Below are 23,644 nucleotides of genomic sequence, written 5' to 3'. Positions count from 1 at the left end.
CCCCTTGTCGCGCACCTTCATGACGACACCATCGTCCTCCCAGGCAAGGATGGGCTCATAGCGTTTGACCTTGTCCCAGTTGACACGGATCTGGTAGCTATTGAGTGCAGTCAGGGTGAGGGAATTACCATCATCAGCCCCCACAGCCGCCAGTACATCAGCCAGTCTGGGCCCACGATACTTGTGGGGCTTATCAACCCAGGGATTCCCGGTCACGATCTCGTGTTGTGGCAGTGCCTGCAACATGGCAAGGTCAAACTGCGCAACGCCATCTACGGCTTCTGTCGCTTTAACATTGCCTGTCACCTTAAGAATCACGGGCCCAGCAGGCGTCCCCAATGCCAGTACGGAAAAGCTTGCCAAGGAAAAAAGTAAAGAAATCAAACCCAGTTTTTTCATACTCACCTCCAAATAACATCCTTATCAACAACTCTCAGTTTAGCCGGATAAAAAAAAACGGCCCGCCAAAGCGAGCCGTTTCTCAAACAGAGCCGGGATGATGATTACATCATGCCCATGCCGCCCATGCCACCCATATCAGGCATGGCCGGAGCATCTTTCTTCGGCAGCTCGGTGACCATGCACTCGGTGGTGATCATCAGACCGGCGATGGAAGAGGCGAACTGCAGAGCAGAGCGGGTTACCTTGGTCGGATCCAGGATACCCATGGTCAGCATGTCGCCATACTGCTCGGTGTAAGCGTTGTAACCGAAGTTGCCTTCACCGTTCTTCACCGCGTTGGCGATGACGGAGGCTTCTTCACCGGCGTTGATGACGATTTGACGCAGCGGGGCTTCCATGGCGCGCAGGGCAACCTTGATACCGACGTTCTGGTCTTCGTTGTCACCGCGCAGACCAGCCAGTTTGGCAGCAACGCGAACCAGCGCAACACCACCACCGGCAACCACGCCCTCTTCAACCGCAGCGCGGGTAGCATGCAGAGCATCTTCTACGCGAGCTTTCTTCTCTTTCATCTCGACTTCGGTAGCTGCACCGACTTTGATCACGGCAACGCCGCCAGCCAGCTTGGCTACGCGCTCTTGCAGCTTCTCACGGTCGTAGTCGGAGGAAGTCTCTTCGATCTGCTGACGGATCTGGGCAACACGGCCTTCGATCACGCCTGCATCACCCACGCCATCGATGATGGTGGTGTTCTCTTTGGTGATGACGATGCGCTTGGCACGACCCAGATCTTCCAGAGTCGCTTTTTCCAGCTCCATGCCAACTTCTTCGGAGATGACGGTACCGCCAGTCAGTACGGCGATATCCTGCAGCATGGCCTTGCGACGGTCACCGAAGCCCGGCGCCTTGACGGCAGCTACTTTCACGATGCCACGCATGGTGTTGACCACCAGAGTCGCCAGGGCTTCGCCCTCTACGTCCTCGGCAACGATCAGCAACGGTTTGCCAGCTTTGGCAACACCTTCCAGCACCGGCAGCATTTCGCGGATGTTGGAGACCTTCTTGTCAACCAGCAGGATGAACGGGTCGTCCAGCTCGACAGAACCGGTTTCCTGTTTGTTGATGAAGTACGGAGAGAGGTAGCCGCGGTCGAACTGCATACCTTCAACAACAGCCAGCTCATCTTCCAGACCCTGACCATCTTCAACGGTGATGACGCCATCGCGACCCACTTTGTCCATGGCTTCGGCAATCAGCTTGCCCACTTTCTCGTCAGAGTTGGCGGAGATGGTGCCAACCTGAGCGATGGCATTGCTGTCGGCACACGGCTGGGACAGCGCCTGCAGCTCGGCAACGGCAGCCACAACAGCCTTGTCGATACCGCGCTTCAGATCCATCGGGTTCATACCGGCGGCAACGGCTTTCAGACCTTCGTTGACGATAGCCTGAGCCAGAACGGTTGCAGTGGTAGTACCGTCACCCGCAGCGTCGTTCGCTTTGGAAGCCACTTCCTTGACCATCTGGGCGCCCATGTTCTGGAATTTGTCTTCCAACTCGATCTCGCGCGCAACAGACACACCATCTTTGGTGATGGTCGGGGCACCGAAGGACTTGTCCAGTACCACGTTGCGGCCTTTCGGGCCCAGAGTAACCTTGACGGCATCAGCCAGGATGTTCACACCTTCCAGCATCTTGATGCGGGCTTCGTTACCAAACTTAACGTCTTTAGCAGCCATTTTTGTTCAATCCTTTCAATCAATTCGGAGAAAAGTGGGGATGGATTACTCTTCGACAATCGCCAGAATGTCGGTCTCGGACAGGATCAGCACATCCTGACCATCCAGCTTCTCGGTTTTCACGCCGTAGCCTTCGTTGAAGATAACCTTGTCGCCAACCTTGACGGCCAGCGCTTTGACATCGCCATTATCCAGGATTCGACCAGTCCCCACGGCAAGCACTTCACCACGGGTGGACTTTTGAGCCGCAGTACCAGTCAGTACGATACCACCAGCGGATTTGGCTTCAGCTTCGATGCGCTTGATGATGACGCGGTCGTGCAGTGGACGAATTTTCATCGATAACTCTCCCAAAATGAGTCTCATTGTTGCTTTGAGGAATGGCCGTTCCAGGCCAAATCGGATATGTCCCTGATGTGGGGTGAGGTTGCTAACCCTTCAAGGGCAAATACAAAAAAAATTTTTTCACGTACTATAAACGTCTTCGATTGTTCGCCCCTGTTCTCTTCGCGAACCTCGCTGGCAGCGCCAGCCCAGTTATCAGCCCAGCTCTTCGAGCAAGATGTAGAGACGATCCCTTGACCCGCATCAATCCCATGCTGACAGCACCGATCCCTGTCGTACTGCGCCAGATGACGGGCCCCATGATCCTCGGCATCGTCGCCATTCTGGCCTTCAACCTGGTCGATACCTTCTTTATTGGCATGCTGGGCACCGAAGCGCTGGCGGCCATCAGCTTTACCTTTCCGGTCACCTTCGTGGTCACCTCGCTCGCCATGGGACTTGGGGCCGGCCTCTCGGCGGTGATCGGTCATGCATTGGGACAGGGCAAGCATGAAGAGGCGGCCCACCTCGCCACCGATAGCCTGTTTCTGGCGGTGATCCTGGTTACCCTGCTCTCGGCAGGGGGCGCCCTCACCATCAAACCGCTATTTACCCTGCTGGGTGCCAGTGCCGAACTTATCTCCCTTATCCACGACTACATGCTGATCTGGTATCTCACCGTGCCCATGCTGGTGCTGCCCATGGTGGGCAACTCCGCCATCCGCGCCACCGGCGATACCAAGACACCCAGCCTCGTCATGACGGTGGCCGGTCTGGTCAACGGCATGCTGGATCCGCTGCTTATCTTCGGCATCGGCCCCTTCCCCGAGTGGGGGATCCGGGGGGCAGCCATCGCCACCTCCATCTCATGGCTGATGGCCATGCTGGTCAGCCTCTACATCCTGCGTCATCGGGAAGGGTTACTGCTGTGGCGCCTCTCGCCGCGCTCCCGGCTGCTCTATCACTGGCGGGCACTGCTCCATGTCGCCATCCCCGCCTCTTTTACCAACATGCTCAATCCGTTGGCCAATGCGGTATTGATGACGATTTTTGCCGGTCTGGGAACAGAAGTGGTGGCAGCTTACGGCGCCGCATCGCGGGTTGAGGCACTGCTGCTGATCGTGATGATGGCGCTCGCCTCCGTGCTGGCCCCCTTCATCTCGCAAAACTGTGGCGCCGGCAATCCGGCTCGGGCCAAGGCCGCACTTCAGAGCAGCATGCGCTTTGCCCTGCTGTTCCAGCTGGCCATCTATGGCCTCACCTGGCTGCTGGCACCACTCATCGCCAATCTGTTTAGCGATCATCCGCAGGTCATTCGCCTCATCATCCTCTATCTGCATCTGGTACCGATCGGATATGGCTTTCAGGGGATGGTGATGCTGCTGGCCTCGGCGCTCAATGGCGTGCGGGCATCGAGCATCTCTTTCTTGTTCAACGGCTTGCGGCTGTTTGGCTTTTTACTGCCGGGAGCCTGGCTTGGCGCCAGATGGGGGGGAGAACAGGGGATATATCTGGGGATACTGCTGGCCAATCTGGCGGCGGGCACCCTCGCATGGTGGTATGCCCGACACCGCTTCGAGGCCTTGTGCCATCAGGGCAAGCCCTGATCGGTCACTCGCCTCGGGTTTTCGTCTCGTCGATTACTCTTTACGTTCAAACTCGCCTTCGATGGTGGTGCCACCCTGTTTCGGATGATCGTCGAGGGATTGCTCAAACGGCGATTGAGTACGCTGGAAACCACCCATCTGCATCCGGAACTGGTTGCTGCCGATCAGCTTGTCGGCCAGTTTGTTGCGCAGCCAAGGCTGCAGCAGCAGGATCCCGAAGAAGTCAGTGACAAAACCCGGAATGATCAGCAGCAGACCGGCCAGCGCCAGCATCATGCCACCCATCACTTCGCGGCCCGGCATCTCGCCCTGCTGCATCTTCTGCTGGGCACTGAACAGGGTCTTGAGCCCTTCACTGCGCACCAGAGAAGAGCCCAGAATAGCGGTCAGGATGAGCAAGCCGACGGTCGGCAGCGCTCCAATCACAGAACCGACCTCGATCATCACGGTGAGCTCCAGTACCACCAGACCCACCAACAGCAGAAACAGCTTGCCCATATAAGCTCCACAACCAGTCAAATGTGAGAAAAAGTGGTCCCGCGAACCGGGAGCTGCACACGATGTTCAGACGCGCGAGTCACCACTTCCTACCCCCAATAAATGGGGGCCAACCCGCCCTTTTCAAGCCACCCAAATGCCCCCCTCATCAACCAGGCGCTAAAAAATCAGCAAAAAATTACAAATTTTTATAAAAATCAGGGTGATAAATCATGTACAACATATGTGTACATTCATCAAAGGAATTTGAAGATGTCACCAGATTAGTGATCCAGCTCTAATAACCGATACCTCAATTGGAGTAGTATGTTGATTAGTTATTAGGGAGGTCACACTCCCAATCGCCCCACTCGGTGTGTGGTGCTTCAGGATGAGCTGTGCGCAAGGAACTCGCGACCACTCGGTGAGGATTTTTCCATTTATCTGATTTCTGAGGCATTACAATGAGCGACATCAAGAACGTCCGCATTGAAGAAGACTTGCTGGGCACTAAAGAAGTTTCCAATGATCTCTACTACGGTGTGCACACCCTGCGCGCTGTCGAGAACTTCAAGATCAGCTCTCAGAAGATTTCTGACGTTCCGGAATTCGTACGTGGCATGGTGCTGACCAAGAAGGCCGCTGCGCTGGCCAACGGTGAGCTCGGTACCATCCGTCCTGAAATTGCAGACAAGATCGTGGAAGCCTGCGACCTGATGCTGAACACCGGCAAGTGCTTCGACCAGTTCCCGGTCGACGTTTACCAGGGCGGTGCCGGTACCTCCGTCAACATGAACACCAACGAAGTGCTGGCCAACATCGCACTGGAGATCATGGGTCTGGAGAAAGGTCGTTACGACGTCATCAACCCGAACGATCACGTCAACAAGTGCCAGTCCACCAACGATGCCTACCCCACCGGTTTCCGCGTTGCTGTTGTGAACAGCACCGACGTGACCCTGCATGCCCTGGAAGCGCTGATCGCCGCTTTCGACGTCAAGGCTAACGAGTTCAAGAAGATCCTGAAGATGGGCCGTACCCAGCTGCAGGACGCCGTGCCGATGACCCTGGGTCAGGAGTTCCACGCCTTCGCCGTGACCCTGCGTGAAGAGATCAAATCCATCAAGCGTTGCCAGGAGCTGCTGCTGGAAGTGAACCTGGGCGCTACCGCCATCGGTACCGGTCTGAACACTCCGCCCGAGTACTCTGCACTGGCCATCAAGCGTCTGGCCGAGATCACCGGTCGTGCCTATGTACCGGCTGAAGACCTGATCGAAGCGACCTCTGACTGCGGCGCCTACGTCATGCTGCACGGCGCCATCAAGCGTCTGGCCATGAAGCTCTCCAAGATCTGTAACGACCTGCGTCTGCTCTCCTCCGGCCCGCGCACAGCCCTGAAAGAGATCAACCTGCCGGAAATGCAGGCTGGTTCCTCCATCATGCCGGCCAAGGTCAACCCGGTTATCCCGGAAGTGGTCAACCAGTCCTGCTTCAAGGTATTCGGTAACGACATCACCATCACCTTCGCCGCCGAAGCCGGTCAGCTGCAGCTGAACGTCATGGAGCCGGTGATTGGTCAGGCAATGTTCGAATCCCTGAGCCTGATGGAAAAAGCCTGTATCTCCCTGCGCGAGAAGTGCGTGGAAGGTATCACCGCCAACCCGGAAATCTGCATGAACCACGTGCTGAACTCCATCGGTATCGTGACCTACCTGAACCCCTTCATCGGTCACCACGAAGGGGACATCGTTGGCAAGATCTGCGCCCAGACCGGCAAGAACGTACGCGAAGTCGTACTGGAGCGCGGCCTGCTGAGCGCCGAGCAGCTGGACGAGATCCTCTCCATCGAGAACCTGATGAACCCGCAATACAAGGCCAAGCGTTTCACTCGCGAAACCACTGTATAAGCGACGCATGGGCCGGGATCTTCCCGGCCCATTTAAAGTCAGTTCCCGATTGGTCTTTATCCCCAGCCCGATCGGGAATTGGCTTTTTGCCAAATAAAAACCAAAAAACTAAAAAATGGAGTTATCGCTATGATTGGAATCGAGTTACTTGTCGTGCTCGCCGCTATCTATCTGGGCGCCCGGATAGGCAGCATCGGCATCGGCTTTGCCGGTGGTCTGGGGGTTCTGGCCCTGACCTGGGGCCTCGGGGTGCAGATCCCGAGCGACCAGCTGGTCACCTACATCCCCTGGGATGTGATCATGATCATTGCGTCCGTCATTTGCGCCATCGCCTGTATGCAACTGGCTGGCGGGATGGACTATCTGGTTTCCTTGGCAGAGAAAGCGCTGCGCAAGAACCCCAAATACATCACCTTCGCCGCCCCGGTCGTCACCTATCTGATGACCATGCTGGCCGGTACCGGTCACACCGCCTTCTCCACCCTGCCGGTTATCGCAGAAGTGGCCAAAGAGCAGGGGATCCGCCCGTCCCGCCCGCTCTCCATCGCGGTTGTTGCCTCCCAGATCGCCATCACAGCCTCCCCGATCTCTGCCGCTGTGGTTGCCTTCTCCGGCATGCTCGAGCCGTTCGGTGTTGACTACCTGACCCTGCTGGCCATCTGCATCCCCTCCACCTTCCTGGCCTGTATCCTGGGTGCCTTTATCGCCAACATGATGGGCAAGCCGCTGGAGCAGGACGAAGTCTATCTGGAGCGTAAAGCCAAGGGCCAGATCAAGCTGCGCGGCACCAGCCAGCTGGAAATCAAGCCGTACGCCAAGCTATCCGTCTGGATCTTCATCGCCGCCATCGTGGCCGTGATGGCCTATGCCACCGCGATCTCCGGTAAAGTTGGCCTCATCACCAACCCGCCGATCCCCCGCGATGGCGCCATCATGGGCATCATGCTGGCCGCGGCCACCATCATGACTCTGGTGTGCAAACTGGACGCCACTCAAGTGACCAACATGCCGACCTTCAAGTCCGGTATGTCCGCCTGTATCTGCGTACTGGGTGTGGCCTGGCTGGGTAACGTCTTCGTGAAAGGCAACATGGACACCATCCAGCTGATCGCTGGCGACCTGCTGAACCAGTACTCCTGGCTGCTGGCCGTGGTGCTCTTCTTCGCCGCCATGCTGCTCTACTCACAGGGTGCAACCACCAAGGCCCTGATGCCTGCCGCTCTGGCTCTGGGTGTCAGCCCGCTGACCGCCATCGCCTCCTTCGCGGCCGTGAGCGCCCTGTTCGTACTGCCGACCTACCCGACCCTGCTGGCCGCGGTAGAGATGGACGACACCGGCTCAACCCGCATCGGCAAAGCCGTGTTCAACCACCCCTTCTTTATCCCCGGCACCGCCACCATCGCGATTGCCGTGGCGCTGGGCTTCTTCTTCGGCGGCATCATGCTCTAATCGCATCGCCTGTCGATAGCCAATCAAAAATCCCCGCCAGCTGGCGGGGATTTTTTTGCGCCTCGCGCTGACGCTGGCAGCTGATAGCGAAACCGTGGCGCCGGATTTCGCATCAACCCCTATCAAACGCATCAGATGGCCGTGCTTGGCTTAGCCCCGCACCGTCACCTCCCTTTCCTCACCTCTTTATCAGGCGCGTTCTGGCAGCACTCTGTCGGCGCAGGCATCTATCAGGATCGGACGATGGCGAGCTGGCGGTGATAAAGGGCAAAAACAGAGCCGCAGGCAAGGGCTGGCAAAGGCATAAGGAAAAATGAGGTCATTTTTCCATAATCCATAAATTAAATTTATAGCGCGACATGGATACCAAAAGCAGGCTTGAGGGGATAACTACGACGCTGCAGAGCCCTCTTCCGATCCACAAGGAATAATCAGGCAAGCCGTGGCGCAGCAATAAAAATGCCCCGGACAGGCTCCCGTCTTCACAGAGAGCATGCCCGGGGCATGTCACATCACTGGCCCGGCAGGGAGAGGATCCTCAGGATCAGACCGGATCCAGGGTATCCAGCGGCCAGCGCGGCACGGCCTTGACCGCCAGCGGCTCGAACACGCCCGCCTTCAGGCGCTGCATGCCGGCATAGGCGATCATGGCGCCGTTATCGGTGCAATATTCGGTGCGCGGATAGAACACCTCGCCCTTGAGGCTCTCCATCAGCTCGGCCAGCTGAGCGCGCAGGTGGCGGTTGGCACTGACGCCACCGGCCACCACCAGACGCTTGAGGCCAGTCTCTTTCAAGGCACGACGGCACTTGATGGCCAGGGTATCGACCACCGCATCTTCAAACGCCCGAGCGATATCGGCGCGGGTCTGCTCATCATCACCGTTGGCGGCAATGGTGTTGGCGGCAAAGGTCTTGAGGCCGGAGAAGCTCATGTCGAGCCCGGGGCGATCAGTCATGGGACGGGGGAAGTGGAAACGCCCGGTGGTGCCCTTCTCGGCCAGACGGGAGAGCAGCGGGCCGCCCGGATAGTCAAGTCCCATCAGCTTGGCGGTCTTGTCGAACGCCTCGCCGGCGGCATCGTCGATGGATTCACCCAGCAGCTGGTAGCTGCCGATGCCATCAACCCGTACCAGCATGGAGTGGCCACCGGAGACCAGCAGCGCCACGAAGGGGAACTCGGGGGCCTTCTCTTCCAGCATGGGCGCCAGCAGGTGACCTTCCATATGGTGGACGGCGATAGCCGGCTTGTTCCACGCCATCGCCAGTGAACGGCCGATGGTGGCCCCCACCAGAATGGCGCCAACCAGACCCGGCCCCGCGGTATAGGCGATGCCATCGATGTCATCCTTGCCCAGCCCGGCCTCCCGCAATGCGGCCTGGATCAACGGGATCGTCTTGCGAACGTGATCCCGGCTGGCGAGCTCGGGGACAACGCCACCGTAGTCCGCATGCAGCTTGACCTGGCTATATAACTGGTGGGAAAGGATCCCTTTTTGATCGTCGAAGATCGCGATCCCGGTTTCGTCACAGGATGTCTCTATGCCCAATACACGCATTGCTAAAAATTTTCACTGCTAAAATGAGACGGCTATGGTAACCTTCGCGGGTTTTTTAAACCAGAGCGATCTCTGCGGGTTTACTTTCATTCCCTGTCCAGAGTATAATTTCGCACCATTTTAAGTCATGCTGATCGATTGAAGGTCAGCTAACAATTTTATCACTGAGGTGAAAGGCACATGCCAGTAATCAAAGTCCGTGAAAATGAGCCGTTTGACGTTGCTCTGCGTCGCTTCAAGCGTTCTTGCGAAAAAGCCGGTATCCTGTCCGAAGTTCGTAGCCGTGAGTTCTACGAGAAGCCGACTACCATTCGTAAGCGCGCCAAAGCGTCTGCCGTTAAGCGTCACGCCAAGAAGCTGTCTCGCGAAAACGCACGTCGTATCCGCCTGTACTAATCAAGGGATCATGCCGTGTCTCTGAAGGATCAACTCAAGGATCAGCAAAAGCTCGCCATGCTTGCCAAAGACAAGCCGCGGTTGGGCGCTATCCGGTTGTTGATGGCAGAAATCAAGCAGCGTGAAGTCGATACCCGTGTCGAGCTCAATGATGAGGATATCCTCGCTGTCGTGACCAAGATGGTCAAACAGCGCCGCGATTCCATCAGCCAATTTGAAGCTGCCGGTCGCCAGGATCTCGCCGACAAAGAGTCCGCCGAGATCGTTGTGCTGCAGGAGTTCCTGCCACAACAACTGACCGCAGACGAAATTGCCGCCCTGATCGAGCAAGCCATCGCCGAGAGCGGTGCTGCCGTCATGGCTGACATGGGTAAAGTCATGGCTGTCTTGAAGCCAAAAATTCAGGGTCGTGCCGATGTCGGCGCCGTCAGTGCTCAGGTGAAAACCCGCTTGGCGTAACAGGCAAACTCTTGTTTGGTCGAAGAAGCCGTGCTTCCTTGTGAATGCGCGGCTTTTTTATTTTCTATCGCAGTGAAACAGGACGGTTATGGCAGGCAGGATCCCCCAATCCTTTATCGACGATCTGCTCGCACGCACAGACATAGTCGAGCTGATCGACTCGCGAGTGCGGCTGAAAAAAGCCGGTAAGAACTACCAGGCTTGCTGCCCTTTTCATAACGAAAAAAGCCCCTCTTTTACCGTCAGCCAGGAGAAGCAGTTCTATCACTGTTTCGGCTGTGGCGCCCACGGCAACGCCATCGGCTTTGTCATGGAGTATGACGGCCTCGAGTTCCCCGACGCCATCGAAGAGCTCGCCAGCCAGCAGGGCATGCAGGTGCCCCGCGAGCAGAGCAGCGGCGGATCTGGCCATAGCCAACCGGCCGTCAGCAAGGATCTGTTCGAGCTGATGAACCAGATCGCCCGCTTCTACGAGAGCAATCTCAAGAGTGCTCCCCATGCGGTGGAGTACCTCAAGGGACGCGGGCTGACCGGTGAAGTGGTCAAGCGCTTCAACATCGGTTATGCCCCAAGCGATTGGGATCAGGTGCGTCGCCGCTTTGGCGCCAGCCGGGATCACGAACAGCTGCTTATCTCGGGTGGCATGCTGATCACTCGTGAAAATGGTGGGGGCAGCTACGATCGTTTCCGCGATCGCATCATGTTCCCGATCCGTGACAAGCGCGGCCGGGTCATCGGCTTCGGCGGCCGGGTATTGGGCGATGGCACCCCCAAATACCTCAACTCGCCGGAAACCCCGATTTTCCATAAGGGACGGGAGCTGTTCGGCCTCTATGAGGTCAAGCAGGCACACAAGGATCCGCGCCGGATCCTGGTGGTTGAGGGCTACATGGATGTGGTGGCGCTCGGACAGTACGACATCGACTATGCGGTGGCGGCACTGGGTACCGCGACCACCAGTGATCACATCCATACCCTGTTTCGTACAACCGCTGAGGTGGTCTGCTGCTACGACGGCGACAACGCTGGTCGTGAAGCCGCGTGGCGGGCGCTGGATAACGCCCTCCCTCATCTGCAGGATGGCCGTGAACTCAAATTCGTGTTCCTGCCCGATGGTGAGGATCCCGACTCGCTGGTACGCCAGATCGGCAAGGAGGGCTTTGAAGCCCTGCTCGATGAAGCCCAACCCTTCGCCGACTTCATGTTCGAGCGCCTTGGTCGCGACGCGGCGCTCTCCGGCGAAGCGGGCAAGTTTGAAGTGGCCAACAAGGCCGCAGAACTTATCCGCCGCGTGCCGGAAGGGTTCACCCGCGAGGGGCTGATCACCCGCCTCTCCAGCATGATGCGCTGGGGTGAGAACAAGCAGCGAATAGCCGAGCTCTTTGCCCGCAACAGCCAGCCCAAGGCCGAGGTCAACAAGCCCAAGGCAGCCAAACTGACCCCGCTGCGCCGGGCACTGGCGCTGATGGTTCAATACCCGGCCGTGACGGCAGAGCTACCGGCAATGCCGGAGCTGGCGGGTTTGCGCTTGCAGGGGATTACCTTCCTGCTGCAGCTGCATCAGCAGATCCTGGCTCAGCCCGGTATTACTACCGGCATCCTGCTGGAACACTGGCGCGGCACCAAGGAGGGGGAAATCCTCGCCCAGCTGGCGATGCACGACCTGTTCGAGGAGATCAAACTCGATCAGGAGCCGGATATTCTGGGAGAGTTGCAGGATACCTTCGTCGGTTTCATCAACCTGTTTCTGAAACAACGGATCGAAGAATTGCAGGCCAAAGTGGCTCAGGAAGGACTAAGCTCCGAAGAAACCCAAGAGTTGATGATGCTGATCAGAGAGGTGCAAATTGAGAAAAGAAATGAGAGTGGGGCTTGATATTTGAGTGATTAGTCCCAATATGGATAGCGTTGCCCGAATCGACGGGATGAAAAGCAAAAATTTTATAACCGCCTGGCCCCGACAATACTGCGGGCAGGGGTTTCTCATGACCGACGCCGCAACCAGACATAGCATGTCTGGCGGTTTTCTATTAGAATTGGCTATTTGCGCAGCAGCGCACTGTACGCGCAACCTAGCAGCACCAACCGGATGAGTTCTATGGAGCAAACCCCGCAGTCTCAGCTTAAACTCCTCGTTGCCAAAGGTAAAGAACAGGGCTACCTGACCTATGCCGAGGTGAACGATCACCTCCCGCAAGATATTGTCGATTCAGACCAGATCGAAGACATCATTCAGATGATCAACGATATGGGCATTCAAGTGGTTGAAAACGCTCCGGATGCCGATGACTTGATCATGGCTGAAGGGGGTACCGCCGATGAGGACGCTGCCGAAGCAGCGGCCCAGGCTCTGGCATCTGTTGAATCCGAGATTGGTCGCACGACCGATCCCGTCCGCATGTACATGCGGGAAATGGGTACTGTCGAACTGCTGACCCGCGAAGGCGAAATCGACATCGCCAAGCGGATCGAAGACGGTATCAACCAGGTACAAAGCTCCGTAGCCGAGTACCCGGAAGCCATCACTTACCTGCTCGAACAGTATGACAAGTACGAAGCCGAGCAGCTGCGTCTCTCCGACATCATCTCCGGTTTTATCGATCCGAACGATACCGAAGATATGGCGCCGACTGCCACTCACATCGGTTCCGAACTCAGCGAGGATGACCTGGCTGACGAAGACGAAGATGAAGACGAAGATGAAGACGAAGACGGCGACAACTCTGACGATGACGGTGACGGTGGTCCGGATCCGGAAGTCGCTCGCGAGAAGTTCGCCGAACTGCGCGCCCAGTATGAAGTGACCCGCCTCTCCATTCAGAAGAATGGCCGCGCGCACGATGATACCCAGGCCGCCATCGCCCAGCTGGCCGATGTGTTCCGTCAATTCCGCCTGATGCCCAAGCAGTTCGATCGCCTGGTCAACAACATGCGCGAAATGATGGAGCGGGTTCGCGTGCAGGAACGCATCATCATGAAACTCTGCGTTGAGCAGGCCAAGATGCCGAAGAAAACCTTCGTCGCGGCCTTCACCAACAACGAGTGCGAAACTGCCTGGTTTGAATACCAGAAGCAGGCAGGCAAAGCCTGGTCTCCCCGGCTGATGGAGATGGATGAAGAGGTGCAGCGCGCCATCGGCAAACTGCAGCAGATCGAAGAAGAGACCGGACTGTCGATTGCCCAGATCAAGGATATCAACCGTCGCATGAGCATCGGTGAGGCCAAGGCCCGCCGTGCGAAGAAAGAGATGGTTGAGGCCAACTTGCGTCTGGTTATCTCCATCGCCAAGAAGTACACCAACCGCGGTCTGCAGTTCCTGGATCTGATCCAGGAAGGCAACATCGGTCTGATGAAGGCGGTAGACAAGTTTGAATACCGTCGTGGCTACAAGTTCTCGACCTATGCAACATGGTGGATCCGTCAGGCCATTACCCGCTCCATCGCGGATCAGGCCCGTACCATCCGTATCCCGGTACACATGATCGAAACCATCAACAAGCTCAACCGAATCTCCCGTCAAATGTTGCAGGAGATGGGTCGTGAACCGAACCCGGAAGAGCTGGCCATGCGCATGGGGATGCCGGAAGACAAGATCCGCAAGGTACTGAAAATCGCCAAAGAGCCTATCTCCATGGAGACGCCCATCGGTGATGATGAAGATTCCCACTTGGGCGACTTCATCGAAGATACCACCCTGGCTCTGCCGGCCGATGCAGCAACCAGCGAAAGCCTGCGCAACGCTACCCGCGAAGTACTGGCCGGCCTGACTGCTCGCGAAGCCAAGGTGCTGCGGATGCGTTTCGGTATCGACATGAACACTGACCACACCCTCGAGGAAGTGGGCAAACAGTTCGACGTTACCCGTGAGCGTATTCGTCAGATCGAAGCCAAGGCACTGCGCAAACTGCGCCACCCGAGCCGTTCGGAAGTGCTGCGCAGCTTCCTGGACGAATAATCCGGGTCGTGCCAACCAGCTTGTCAAAGCCCCGCTATGCGGGGCTTTGTTTTGTCTGGCATTTGCCCTTGCGACCCGCTTTGCGCCCTCTATCAAGCTGGACAATTAGTCGCCAAGTGGTTGATATGCCTATAGACTGCCCTTGGCACTTCCCCTATAATCCACGCCGCTAAACGCACAATTTGGCCCCTTAGCTCAGTTGGTCAGAGCAGTCGACTCATAATCGATTGGTCGTGGGTTCAAGTCCCCCAGGGGCCACCAAATTGAAAAAAGCCGCTCATCATGAGCGGCCTTTTTGCATCTGCGGATCGAGCAATGTCCCGTGATAAGCTCGATGAGGTCATAGAAAAGACCCGCCATGGGCGGGTCTGGGCAGGGTCGGATCAGGCGCCTCACTCAGAGACAAGGAGCCTAATGCTGAGCCTCAGGTTTGCTCGTTGCTGCCGCTCTGGATGGACGAGCGACGCCCTGCGGGCAACATCCGGATAACCAGATTGCTGCGCTGACGCCAGGAGGTGAAGACGATGGCCAGCAGGTGCAGACCTATCAGCCCCTGTAGCGCCACCACGCACCACTCATGCCACTCGTCAGCCCCCAGTTCAAATCCCGTCTCGGTATTTTGAAACCAGCCGCTGCCAGCGGTGGCCAGCACAACCAGCCAGAGCGCCCACACGGCCAGCTTGCCGCTACCGTGATGACCCGGTGCCGGAGGCTGCCGCTCACGCATCTCGCGCGCCTGCTGGCGAAAATCCTCACCACTGGGGATGAGGGCACCAAGGCGAGCGTAGCCACGGGCAAAAGTGAGCCCCCAGAGCAGACGCAAGGAGACCAGCCCAATGGCGCCGTAACCCAGCCACTCGTGCCACTCCTCCCCCGCTTCGTTAACCCAGAGGTTGCCGATGCAGACTGCCGCCAAGCCCCAATGGGTCAGGCGAACCAGCGGATCCCAGCGAAAGGACTCACCCTTTTTGCTTGGCATATTTGTGGTACTCCTTCTTCAGGTCGTTGACCTTGGCCAGATGCTCGCGCGCCTTGGCTTCGTCACCGGCCTTGAGTGCAGCCAGGCTGGCATCCAGCTCGGTCTGAACCTCATTCATGCCCTCGAGGAACTTCTCCTTCTTGGCGGCAGGCATGTTCTTCTGCTTGGCGATGTCGAGCTGAGCCTTCATCTCGTTGATGTGCTTCTCCATGGTAGCCGCATCATCAGCCTTGACCGCCTGCTTGTAGTTGAAGCCAATCTTCTTCATCGGCTGCTCCAGATCGCCAGCCATGGCAGGCAACGCGATCAGACCAAACATCAGGGGCAGCAGCAGGGGGCGAACAGTTTTCAACATGGGATTTCCTTATATAACAACATGCTCAAATTATTAGGGTCACCTATGAATCCAAACAGGAATTCATCACCAGCATAATGCCATGACTCATGGTGAAGCGTTTGTGAAAAATGATGTTTTTTGTGGCAAATAGTGACAAGAGAGCCGCCATTGTTAACCACTGCAACATGAATGCATCGGCCAGCTGGCGCTTTCCGGCATAAAAAAACCCCGCCATTGGCGGGGCTTGTCACTGCGGGTATCGGCCATCAACCAGCCTGCTGTTCACGTTCGATGGCGCGCCAGCCGATGTCATTGCGATAGAAGACACCATCCCACTGGATACGGGCAGCCAGCTGATAGGCACGCTGCTGCGCTTCAGCCACTGTGTGACCCAGCGCGGTGGCGCACAGCACCCGGCCACCGGCGGTCACTACGGTATCGCCATCAAGGCGGGTTCCCGCGTGGAATACCTTCTCGCCGCTCGCCTCTTCCACCGGCAGACCGCTGATGGCCTTGCCCTGCTGGTAGTCGCCGGGATAACCGCCAGCTGCCAGCACCACACCAATGGCCACGCGGGGGTCATAATTCGCTTCTACCTGATCCAGCTTGCCGGCACAGGCGGCCAGACAGAGTTCCACCAGATCGGAGCGCATCCGCAGCATGATGGGCTGGGTCTCGGGATCGCCGAAACGGCAGTTGAATTCGATCACCTTGGGATTGCCCTGACCGTCGATCATCAGGCCAGCGTAGAGGAAACCGGTGTAGACGTTGCCCTCGGCCGCCATGCCGCGCACGGTCGGCATAATCACCTGCTCCATCACCTTGCGGTGCACTTCATCAGTCACCACTGGCGCCGGCGAATAGGCGCCCATACCGCCGGTATTTAGGCCGGTATCGCCATCCCCTACCCGCTTGTGATCCTGACTGGTCGCCATCGGCAGCACATGCTCGCCATCGACCATGACGATGAAGCTCGCCTCTTCCCCTTCCAGGAACTCCTCGATCACCACCCGGGCACCAGCGTCGCCAAAGGCATTGCCGGAGAGCATGTCGCGCACGGCCTCTTCGGCCTCGGTCAGGGTCATCGCCACGATAACCCCCTTGCCTGCGGCCAGACCATCGGCCTTGATGACGATGGGCGCTCCCTTCTCGCGCAGATAGGCCAGCGCTGGCTCCACCTCGGTGAAGTTCTGGTACTCGGCAGTCGGGATGGCGTGACGGGCCAGGAAATCCTTGGCAAAGGCCTTGGAGCCCTCCAGCTGGGCAGAAGCCGCGGTCGGACCGAAGATGGCCAGCCCCTCGGCACGGAAGGCATCGACCACCCCTTTCACCAGCGGCGCTTCCGGGCCAACGATGGTCAGACCGATGCGCTGCTCCTTGGCAAACGCCAGCAGAGCCGGGATATCGGTAGCAGCGATGGCCACGTTCTCGATGCTCCCTTCGTGAGCGGTGCCGGCATTGCCGGGGGCGACGAAGACCCGGGTCACCAGAGGGGATTGCTTGGCTTTCCAAGCCAGGGCGTGTTCGCGGCCGCCATTACCAATGATCAGTACTTTCATCGTATCGCTCGCTTCTATGTGGTTCACAGGCTTCCGCCAGAGGGAAGCCGGTCGCAATAGTCAGTGGAAAAGAGACAACAAAAGGGCCGCCCGTGGCGGCCCTGATCCATCAGTGACGGAAGTGACGCATGTTGGTAAAGACCATGCACATGCCGTGCTCGTCGGCGGCGTCGATCACCTCCTGATCGCGCATCGAGCCACCCGGCTGGATCACGCAGGAGATACCGGCCTGAGCGGCAGCATCGATGCCGTCGCGGAACGGGAAGAAGGCATCGGACGCCATGACGGAGCCCGCCACGGTCAGCCCTTCGTCGGCCGCCTTGATACCGGCAATCTTGGCCGAATAAACGCGGCTCATCTGGCCGGCGCCGACACCGATGGTCTGGCCATCTTTGGCGTAGACGATGGCGTTGGATTTGACGAACTTGGCCACTTTCCAGCAGAACAGCAGATCTTGCAGCTCAGCCTCGGTCGGCTGACGCTTGCTGACCACGGTCAGGTCGCCCAGAGTCACCATGCCGAGATCGCGCTCCTGCACCAGCAGGCCGCCGTTGACGCGCTTGAGGTCAAACCCTTGCGCCGGAGCCGTCCACTGGCCGCACTCCAGCAGACGCACGTTCTGCTTGGCGGCGACCGCGTCGCGGGCCTCCTGGCTGACGGTCGGGGCGATGATCACTTCGACAAACTGGCGGGCAACGATGGCTGCCGCAGTGGCGCCATCCAGTTCGCGGTTAAAGGCGATGATGCCGCCAAAGGCGGAGGTGGGATCGGTCTGGTAGGCGCGATCGTAGGCACTCAGCAGGTCGTTACCGATGGCCACGCCACACGGGTTGGCGTGTTTGACGATGACGCAGGCCGGCTCGCTGAACTCCTTCACGCACTCCAGCGCCGCGTCGGTGTCGGCGATGTTGTTGTAGGAGAGCGCCTTGCCCTGCAGCTGGGTAGCACTGGAGACGGAACCCGGTGCGGCATGCTCCTCGGCATAGAAAGCAGCGGCCTGATGGCTGTTCTCGCCGTAGCGCATGTCCTGCTTCTTGATGAACTGGCTGTTGAAGGTGCGCGGGAAGCGGGACTCCTCGTCACCCTCCTTGTTGTCACCGTAGGAAGGCACCCCATAACTAGGAACAAGAGTGCCGAAGTAGTTGGCGATCATGCCGTCGTAGGCAGCAGTGTGCTCGAAGGCGGCGATGGCCAGATCGAAACGGGTGGCCAGTTTCAGGCTGTTACCGTTGGCATCCATTTCGCGAATAACGCGATCGTAATCGGCTGCTTTGACTACGATAGCGACATCTTTGTGGTTTTTAGCGGCAGAACGCACCATCGTCGGGCCGCCGATGTCGATGTTCTCGACCGCATCGGCCAGAGTGCAGCCCGCTTTGGCAACGGTAGCAGCAAAGGGATAGAGGTTGACGACAACCATGTCGATGGGGGAGATAGCGTGCTGGGCCATGATGGCGTCATCCTGATCCCGACGGCCGAGAATGCCGCCATGAACCTTGGGATGCAGGGTTTTGACCCGACCGTCCATCATTTCAGGGAAACCCGTGTAGTCGGAGACCTCGGTCACCGGCAGACCCGCCTCGCCGAGCAACTTGGCAGTACCGCCAGTAGAGAGCAGGGCGACGCCGCGTTCGTTGAGTGCCTTGGCAAATTCCAGAATGCCGGTTTTGTCAGACACACTCAGCAGTGCACGGCGAATGGGTCGAGCTTGTTCCATCACACTATCGTCCTCAACATAACGGGGCCCGTTCCATGGGAGGCGAGGCTCAACACAGAGAGTCCCCAAATAAATGGAAGTGGGGGGATTTCGCAAACCACTCTCGCCGCAGGCCTGACAACGGCAAAAGTGCTTTAAGAAATGCCCGCTTGGTGCGGCGCTCTCTTATGGGCGCGTATTCTACACAAAAAATGTGACGGGTGGTGGATTTTTTAAATAGCAAAACCCTTTCGTGGCGCGGCGTTAAACGTTTGCCACTTGATTTTTGCCAAACGTTTGCCATTTAAGGGTTTTATGGCAAAAGAGCGGCCAAACCAACTTTTGTCTGCCCCTTTTATGCCCTTGGCTGGCAATCGTCTGGCAAAGGGGTGATAGTGGGTTCCGGTTTTGTTGAGTCGCATATCCAACGGGAGAAAAGGGCATGTATCGGATCGGTGAACTGGCCAAGGCGTGCGGGGTCAAGGCGGATACCCTGCGTTTTTACGAGAAGAACGGGCTCATCTCGCCGGGGATCCGCAACGAATCTGGCTACCGTCTCTATAGCGAGCAGGACAAGCGACGGCTGGAGTTCATCATTCGCGCCAAGTCGGTGGGCTTCTCCCTTGCAGATATCGGCGAGCTGCTCGATCTCGATACCAACAAGGCCAAGGTCACCTGTCAGGAGGTGAAAGCAGTAGCCGACACCAAGCTGGCCCAAGTGGAGCAGAAGATCATCGAACTGACCCGCTTTCGCGACAACCTGCGCGAGCTCTCCAACATCTGCTGCGGCGGCCCCCGCTCGGCGGAGCACTGCGCCATTCTGGAAACGCTGGAGTCGGGCGCCCCGGCCCATCACGAGCATCACGGCCACGATGAGCATGACCCGGTTCACGGCTGACGGCACCAGCCGGGTCATTGCTCCCGCGGCAATTTGGTGACAAAATCGCCGCGTTTTTAACCGGTGCCAGAGCATCCGGTTGCCGGGTGCTCACCTGAACAGGCGCCCGTAGCGAAAACCGCCATCCAGACACAAGAGTGAACACACCAAGAGCAAGAAGAGGAGCCATCATGGCCAAAACTCGGGTAGAACAACCCGCCCTCACCCGTGAGGAGCATGCGCAAGGGGGCAACTATGCCCATCAGCGCGGCGAGATAAAGGATAACCATCTGCACGCCCTGCTCTCTGATCCCCTGTTTCGCAGCCGGGTCGAGCGCAACAAGAAGGGCAAGGGGAGTTACCAGCGCAAGGCCAAATTTGGCAAGCGGTGGGAGCCCGGCCAACAGCAGATGATCAGCGTCTGCTGCTGAGCGGGTTTCTACCGACCATAAACAATCAGGGCGCCAATGGCGCCCTGATTGTTATTTCGAAACACGGTTCGCCAAAACTGGCTCACGACCTGTCGCGAGAAGCTGTCAGCAAGGTGAAGAGCAGCACAGGAACCGGAGCGTATAGATATACGTGAGGCTTCCGAGCAGTGCATGAACCTTGATCACGGCTTCGCAGCCAGACCGTGAACCCGTTTTCACTCATCCATAAACAGCTCAAGCAACACATTCAGGTAGCGATGGCCGAGAGAGGTAAGCTGCCAGCTATCCCCCAAATCCTCGATAAGCTCCTTGCTTTGGGCAATGGTCAAAACCGTCCCCACCCGCTCCAGCGGCAGGCCAGTGTAGGTCTCGAATTCCGCCTTGGGGGCCGGTTCGAACAGCCGGAAGCGGTTCATAAAGTATTCGAGCGGCAGATCGTCCGCCGTCACCTGCCACTGCTCGTCCAGATAGGGACGACTTGGATCCAGATACCCTTTCGGATGCTTCACCTTGGCGGTACGCAGGATCTGTTGGTTTGCGAGATCGGTCACCTTGCCGTGGGCACCGCAGCCAATCCCCAGGTAGTCGCCAAAGCGCCAGTAGTTGAGGTTGTGATGGCACTGATAGCCCTCTTTGGCGTAAGCCGAGATCTCGTACTGGCGATAACCACTGGCGGTCAGCATGGCGTGGCCCTGCTCGTAGATATCCCACAGGGTGTCATCTTCCGGCAGTTTGGGCGGCTTGGAGGCAAACGCCGTGTTCGGCTCTATGGTCAACTGATACCAGGAGAGATGCGGCGGGGCGCAGTCAATAGCCTGCTGCAGGTCATAAAGGGCATCATCCAGACTCTGATCCGGCAGACCGTGCATCAAATCCAGATTGAAGGTGGGCAACTTGATGGCGTGGGCCAGTGCGGCGGCCTTGCGCGCCTCTTCCGGGCCGTGAATGCGGCCGAGACGGGTCAGCTTCTCCTGCTGGAAGCTCTGTACCCCGATGGAGATGCGGTTGATGCCGGCACGCTGGAAACCGGCAAACTTGTCCGCCTCTACCGTGCCCGGGTTGGCCTCCATGGTGATCTCGCAATCTGCAGTGAGCGGAATACGGGCCCGCACCCCGTCCAGCAGGGTTTGCATCGCCTCGACCGTCAGCAGGCTGGGGGTACCGCCACCGATAAAGATCGAGGAGAGCGGTCGTCCCTGTGCCCACTTCAGATCCTGATCCAGATCCTCCAGCAGGGCGGCGACATATTCGAGGTGAGGCAACTCCCCTTTCTGGGCATGGGAGTTGAAGTCACAGTAAGGGCACTTCTGGACGCACCAGGGCACATGAATATAGAGAGAGAGCGGCGGCAGTTGCAGCATGGACGTTCCAATAAAACGGGGGCTCAAGGCCCCCATTGTAGATGACAATATGCGATGGGCGGTGGAGGCTTAACTCAGTGAGCCGCCAGCGCCGCTTTCAGTTTGGCCAGCGCCTGGGCACGGTGGCTCAGCTGGTTTTTCAGCTCTGCCGGCATCTGGGCCGCAGTGCAGTCGTGATCCGGCACGAAGAAGACGGGATCATAGCCAAAGCCATGTTGACCGCGCTGCTCGTCGATGATCATCCCTTCCCAGCTAGCCTGACAGATGATGGGGGTGGGATCGTCGGCGTGGCGCATATAGACCAGCACACACCAGAAGCGGGCGCTCTTGAGATAATCAGGCGCCCCTTTGAGCTCAGCCAGCAGCTTCTCGATATTGGCCTTGTCACCGGCACCCTGACCGGCAAAGCGGGCGGAGTAGACCCCGGGACGGCCCTGCAGCAGATCCACTTCCAGACCGGAGTCATCGGCAACGGCGGGCAGGCCGGTGATGCGGGCGGCATGGCGCGCCTTGATAATGGCGTTTTCAACGAAGGTGGTGCCGGTCTCGTCGGCATCGGAGACTGCAAACTCGCTCTGCGGGATCACCTGGATCTTCATGTCGGCTAGCATGGCGGCCAACTCCTTCACCTTTTTCTGGTTACCTGTTGCCAGGACAAGCTTGTTCATCGAGCACCTCCGCAAAAATAATCAGCGCATTCTATGCGGCGCAAGCGTTTAGTAAAAGCGTCAATTACGGCAGCAGCCATGGCTTGAGCGGGAGTTATCCCTCTTTCAATAGAGCGCTTTTTGATACATGTTTCCGCAGAGGAATAACCGAAGTGATTAAATACCATTTCTATTCATTACTTTGAGCCAGTAGACTCGCGCACCAATTCAATCCCGGCTGATAGAGAGGTGACAGATGCCATTGATTCTTTTACTCGTACTGCTGGTGCTGTTCAGCCCGTTGGCCATCGACATCTACCTGCCCGCCATCCCGCAGATGGCCGAACAGCTCGGGGCGGAAGTGACCCTGATGCAGGGTACCATCACCTGGTTCCTGTTCAGCATGGGGCTGGGACAACTGCTGGTCGGGCCGCTGGCCGACCGTTATGGCCGCAAACCGGTAGCTCTGGGCGGCGTGCTGCTCTACGGTCTGAGCGCGCTGGGCGCAGGGTTCGCAGCCAGCCTCGGTGAACTGATGCTGGCTCGGGTGCTGCAGGGCTTTGGCGCCTGTGCCACCTCGGTCGCCGCCTTCTCGGTGGTGCGTGACAGCTATGGCCCGAAAAAGAGCGGCCAGATGATCTCCTATCTCAATGGCGCCATCTGCTTTATCCCGGCCCTCGCCCCCCTGCTCGGTGGCTGGCTCACCGCCAAGGCGGGCTGGTCTGCCAACTTCTGGTTTATGGCCGGTTATGCGCTCATCGTCGGCAGCTGGCTGCTATGGCGGATGCCGGAGACCCGCCCTGAGGAGACCCGCAGCGAAGGGGCCCTCATCAGCTGGTCGCGCTACAGCCCGGTACTACGCTCCCCCAGCTTCCTGTTCAACGCGGCGCTGTGCATGCTGGCGATGGCGGTGATCCTCGCCTATGTCACCGCTGCGCCGGTACAACTGATGGTGAAGCTGGGACTGGATATGAGCGGCTTTAGCTACTGGTTTACCGCCAACGCCGCGCTCAACATTCTGGCCTGTTTTATGGCGCCGCGCTTTATCGCCAAGGTGGGGCCAAGACGCACCCTGCGTATCGGCCTGCTGGTATTGATGCTCTCAGCCATAAGCCTGACTCTGGCGATGCACATCGAACATCCGCTAGCGATGATGGGGCCGGTATTCCTCTCCAGCATCGGCTTTGCCATGATCCTGGGTTCGGCCGCCGGGATGGCGCTGGCACCGTTCGGCCACTGCGCCGGTACCGCCGCCGCCCTGCTCGGCCTGTTCCAGATGAGTGGATCCGGTGCTCTGGTTGGCCTGACCGGCGCCCTGATGCACGACCCGCTCAGCCAGCTGGCACTGCATATGTGGCTGCTGCTGCCACCGCTGGTGGTGCTGATGACGCGCCGCGGACGCCGCTTGTGTTTGCAATAAATCCTGTGCTCTGATGCACACTCTGGGGGCCATGGGCCCCCTTCTCGTTTGTCACTCGACGTCAGCG

21 protein-coding genes and 1 tRNA gene (1 of these 22 running past the window's edge) are annotated in these 23,644 nt (G+C 58.2%); 11 read left to right on the top strand and 11 right to left on the bottom strand.

Going from position 1 to position 23,644, the window contains the following annotated elements; all coding sequences use genetic code 11:
* From WE862_RS07655 to WE862_RS07645, 3 genes are all read right to left on the bottom strand, one after another.
* Positions 1–399, bottom strand: the 5' portion of a protein-coding gene (locus WE862_RS07655; RefSeq protein WP_042029748.1) for a molybdopterin-binding oxidoreductase. The gene continues 105 nt to the left of window position 1, outside the view; the window shows 399 of its 504 coding nt (coding positions 1–399); its start codon is at positions 397–399; its stop codon lies off the left edge, out of view.
* A 104-nt stretch (positions 400–503) separates the two neighbouring features.
* Positions 504–2,138, bottom strand: a complete 1,635-nt coding sequence (gene groL / locus WE862_RS07650) for a chaperonin GroEL (protein ID WP_005341224.1) — start codon at positions 2,136–2,138, stop codon at positions 504–506.
* 45 nt (positions 2,139–2,183) lie between these two features.
* The gene (locus WE862_RS07645; protein WP_005309514.1) at positions 2,184–2,477 is read right to left on the bottom strand and encodes a co-chaperone GroES; all 294 of its coding nucleotides are present in this window, start codon (positions 2,475–2,477) and stop codon (positions 2,184–2,186) included.
* A 257-nt stretch (positions 2,478–2,734) separates the two neighbouring features.
* On the opposite strand from WE862_RS07645, the gene WE862_RS07640 reads away from it, so the two are divergent.
* Complete coding sequence (locus tag WE862_RS07640) at positions 2,735–4,069, top strand: MATE family efflux transporter (RefSeq protein WP_225628441.1); 1,335 nt, start codon at positions 2,735–2,737, stop codon at positions 4,067–4,069.
* A gap of 33 nt (positions 4,070–4,102) precedes the next feature.
* Here the strand turns inward: WE862_RS07640 and WE862_RS07635 are convergent, their stop codons facing one another.
* On the bottom strand, positions 4,103–4,567 hold the full coding sequence (locus WE862_RS07635; RefSeq protein WP_041209158.1) for an FxsA family protein: 465 nt from the start codon (positions 4,565–4,567) through the stop codon (positions 4,103–4,105).
* A gap of 443 nt (positions 4,568–5,010) precedes the next feature.
* Between WE862_RS07635 and aspA the strand changes: the two genes are divergently transcribed.
* Both aspA and WE862_RS07625 read left to right on the top strand, forming a co-directional pair.
* Positions 5,011–6,453, top strand: coding sequence for an aspartate ammonia-lyase (aspA, locus tag WE862_RS07630; protein WP_033113944.1), 1,443 nt, complete (start codon positions 5,011–5,013; stop codon positions 6,451–6,453).
* 129 nt (positions 6,454–6,582) lie between these two features.
* Entirely contained in the window at positions 6,583–7,902 is a 1,320-nt protein-coding gene (locus WE862_RS07625; protein ID WP_339058722.1) for an anaerobic C4-dicarboxylate transporter, read from the top strand.
* Positions 7,903–8,446: 544 nt separating this feature from the next.
* On the opposite strand, the gene tsaD is transcribed toward WE862_RS07625, so the two are convergent.
* Positions 8,447–9,460 carry a tRNA (adenosine(37)-N6)-threonylcarbamoyltransferase complex transferase subunit TsaD gene (gene tsaD, locus WE862_RS07620; protein WP_033113942.1) on the bottom strand — a complete coding sequence of 338 codons (1,014 nt, stop codon included), beginning with the start codon at positions 9,458–9,460 and terminating at the stop codon, positions 8,447–8,449.
* 180 nt (positions 9,461–9,640) lie between these two features.
* Here tsaD and rpsU point away from each other — a divergent pair, with 180 nt between their 5' ends.
* The 5 genes from rpsU (at position 9,641) to WE862_RS07595 (ending at position 14,531) form a co-directional block, all read left to right on the top strand.
* On the top strand, positions 9,641–9,856 hold the full coding sequence (gene rpsU, locus WE862_RS07615) for a 30S ribosomal protein S21 (protein WP_005309452.1): 216 nt from the start codon (positions 9,641–9,643) through the stop codon (positions 9,854–9,856).
* 15 nt (positions 9,857–9,871) lie between these two features.
* Positions 9,872–10,315 carry a GatB/YqeY domain-containing protein gene (locus tag WE862_RS07610; protein ID WP_005341238.1) on the top strand — a complete coding sequence of 148 codons (444 nt, stop codon included), beginning with the start codon at positions 9,872–9,874 and terminating at the stop codon, positions 10,313–10,315.
* 88 nt (positions 10,316–10,403) lie between these two features.
* Positions 10,404–12,191, top strand: a complete 1,788-nt coding sequence (dnaG, locus tag WE862_RS07605; protein WP_139395766.1) for a DNA primase — start codon at positions 10,404–10,406, stop codon at positions 12,189–12,191.
* A 183-nt stretch (positions 12,192–12,374) separates the two neighbouring features.
* Positions 12,375–14,270 (top strand): RNA polymerase sigma factor RpoD, encoded by a 1,896-nt coding sequence (rpoD, locus tag WE862_RS07600; protein ID WP_263975067.1) that lies wholly within the window; start codon positions 12,375–12,377, stop codon positions 14,268–14,270.
* A gap of 184 nt (positions 14,271–14,454) precedes the next feature.
* Positions 14,455–14,531 (top strand) — tRNA-Ile (locus WE862_RS07595).
* Positions 14,532–14,694: 163 nt separating this feature from the next.
* Here WE862_RS07595 and WE862_RS07590 read toward each other — a convergent pair.
* The 4 genes from WE862_RS07590 to purH form a co-directional block, all read right to left on the bottom strand.
* Positions 14,695–15,249 carry a cytochrome b/b6 domain-containing protein gene (locus WE862_RS07590; RefSeq protein WP_198493533.1) on the bottom strand — a complete coding sequence of 185 codons (555 nt, stop codon included), beginning with the start codon at positions 15,247–15,249 and terminating at the stop codon, positions 14,695–14,697.
* Entirely contained in the window at positions 15,230–15,604 is a 375-nt protein-coding gene (locus WE862_RS07585) for a cytochrome b562 (protein WP_041209147.1), read from the bottom strand. Before WE862_RS07585 ends, WE862_RS07590 begins: the two co-directional genes overlap by 20 nt.
* Positions 15,605–15,852: 248 nt before the next feature.
* The gene (gene purD, locus WE862_RS07580; protein ID WP_185227768.1) at positions 15,853–17,145 is read right to left on the bottom strand and encodes a phosphoribosylamine--glycine ligase; all 1,293 of its coding nucleotides are present in this window, start codon (positions 17,143–17,145) and stop codon (positions 15,853–15,855) included.
* Positions 17,146–17,254: 109 nt separating this feature from the next.
* Entirely contained in the window at positions 17,255–18,862 is a 1,608-nt protein-coding gene (gene purH, locus WE862_RS07575) for a bifunctional phosphoribosylaminoimidazolecarboxamide formyltransferase/IMP cyclohydrolase (protein WP_198493534.1), read from the bottom strand.
* Between the two features lie 421 nt (positions 18,863–19,283).
* On the opposite strand from purH, the gene zntR reads away from it, so the two are divergent.
* Both zntR and WE862_RS07565 read left to right on the top strand, forming a co-directional pair.
* Positions 19,284–19,739 carry a Zn(2+)-responsive transcriptional regulator gene (gene zntR, locus WE862_RS07570; RefSeq protein ID WP_033112990.1) on the top strand — a complete coding sequence of 152 codons (456 nt, stop codon included), beginning with the start codon at positions 19,284–19,286 and terminating at the stop codon, positions 19,737–19,739.
* A 170-nt stretch (positions 19,740–19,909) separates the two neighbouring features.
* On the top strand, positions 19,910–20,149 hold the full coding sequence (locus WE862_RS07565; RefSeq protein ID WP_042029637.1) for an alternative ribosome-rescue factor A: 240 nt from the start codon (positions 19,910–19,912) through the stop codon (positions 20,147–20,149).
* Between the two features lie 215 nt (positions 20,150–20,364).
* On the opposite strand, the gene hemW is transcribed toward WE862_RS07565, so the two are convergent.
* Positions 20,365–21,510 (bottom strand): radical SAM family heme chaperone HemW, encoded by a 1,146-nt coding sequence (gene hemW / locus WE862_RS07560; RefSeq protein ID WP_198493535.1) that lies wholly within the window; start codon positions 21,508–21,510, stop codon positions 20,365–20,367.
* A 74-nt stretch (positions 21,511–21,584) separates the two neighbouring features.
* Positions 21,585–22,178, bottom strand: a complete 594-nt coding sequence (gene rdgB / locus WE862_RS07555; RefSeq protein WP_033112987.1) for an RdgB/HAM1 family non-canonical purine NTP pyrophosphatase — start codon at positions 22,176–22,178, stop codon at positions 21,585–21,587.
* A gap of 235 nt (positions 22,179–22,413) precedes the next feature.
* On the opposite strand from rdgB, the gene WE862_RS07550 reads away from it, so the two are divergent.
* Entirely contained in the window at positions 22,414–23,577 is a 1,164-nt protein-coding gene (locus WE862_RS07550) for a multidrug effflux MFS transporter (protein ID WP_198493536.1), read from the top strand.
* Positions 23,578–23,644: the final 67 nt, after the last annotated feature.

The organism is Aeromonas jandaei (assembly GCF_037890695.1).
Taxonomy (GTDB): Bacteria; Pseudomonadota; Gammaproteobacteria; order Enterobacterales; family Aeromonadaceae; genus Aeromonas; species Aeromonas jandaei.
This window is presented reverse-complemented; position numbering and strand designations above follow the sequence as displayed.

Excerpts from the sequence above, each read along its gene's own strand:
- aspA (WP_033113944.1), top strand. The coding sequence starts at position 5,011 with ATGAGCGACATCAAGAACGTCCGCATTGAAGAAGACTTGCTGGGCACT.
- purD (WP_185227768.1), bottom strand. The coding sequence starts at position 17,145 with ATGAAAGTACTGATCATTGGTAATGGCGGCCGCGAACACGCCCTGGCT.
- tsaD (WP_033113942.1), bottom strand. The coding sequence starts at position 9,460 with ATGCGTGTATTGGGCATAGAGACATCCTGTGACGAAACCGGGATCGCG.
- WE862_RS07645 (WP_005309514.1), bottom strand. The coding sequence starts at position 2,477 with ATGAAAATTCGTCCACTGCACGACCGCGTCATCATCAAGCGCATCGAA.
- rpsU (WP_005309452.1), top strand. The coding sequence starts at position 9,641 with ATGCCAGTAATCAAAGTCCGTGAAAATGAGCCGTTTGACGTTGCTCTG.
- rdgB (WP_033112987.1), bottom strand. The coding sequence starts at position 22,178 with ATGAACAAGCTTGTCCTGGCAACAGGTAACCAGAAAAAGGTGAAGGAG.
- WE862_RS07585 (WP_041209147.1), bottom strand. The coding sequence starts at position 15,604 with ATGTTGAAAACTGTTCGCCCCCTGCTGCTGCCCCTGATGTTTGGTCTG.
- groL (WP_005341224.1), bottom strand. The coding sequence starts at position 2,138 with ATGGCTGCTAAAGACGTTAAGTTTGGTAACGAAGCCCGCATCAAGATG.
- WE862_RS07635 (WP_041209158.1), bottom strand. The coding sequence starts at position 4,567 with ATGGGCAAGCTGTTTCTGCTGTTGGTGGGTCTGGTGGTACTGGAGCTC.
- WE862_RS07565 (WP_042029637.1), top strand. The coding sequence starts at position 19,910 with ATGGCCAAAACTCGGGTAGAACAACCCGCCCTCACCCGTGAGGAGCAT.
- WE862_RS07640 (WP_225628441.1), top strand. The coding sequence starts at position 2,735 with ATGCTGACAGCACCGATCCCTGTCGTACTGCGCCAGATGACGGGCCCC.
- hemW (WP_198493535.1), bottom strand. The coding sequence starts at position 21,510 with ATGCTGCAACTGCCGCCGCTCTCTCTCTATATTCATGTGCCCTGGTGC.
- purH (WP_198493534.1), bottom strand. The coding sequence starts at position 18,862 with ATGGAACAAGCTCGACCCATTCGCCGTGCACTGCTGAGTGTGTCTGAC.
- dnaG (WP_139395766.1), top strand. The coding sequence starts at position 10,404 with ATGGCAGGCAGGATCCCCCAATCCTTTATCGACGATCTGCTCGCACGC.
- WE862_RS07590 (WP_198493533.1), bottom strand. The coding sequence starts at position 15,249 with ATGCCAAGCAAAAAGGGTGAGTCCTTTCGCTGGGATCCGCTGGTTCGC.
- WE862_RS07625 (WP_339058722.1), top strand. The coding sequence starts at position 6,583 with ATGATTGGAATCGAGTTACTTGTCGTGCTCGCCGCTATCTATCTGGGC.
- WE862_RS07550 (WP_198493536.1), top strand. The coding sequence starts at position 22,414 with ATGCCATTGATTCTTTTACTCGTACTGCTGGTGCTGTTCAGCCCGTTG.
- zntR (WP_033112990.1), top strand. The coding sequence starts at position 19,284 with ATGTATCGGATCGGTGAACTGGCCAAGGCGTGCGGGGTCAAGGCGGAT.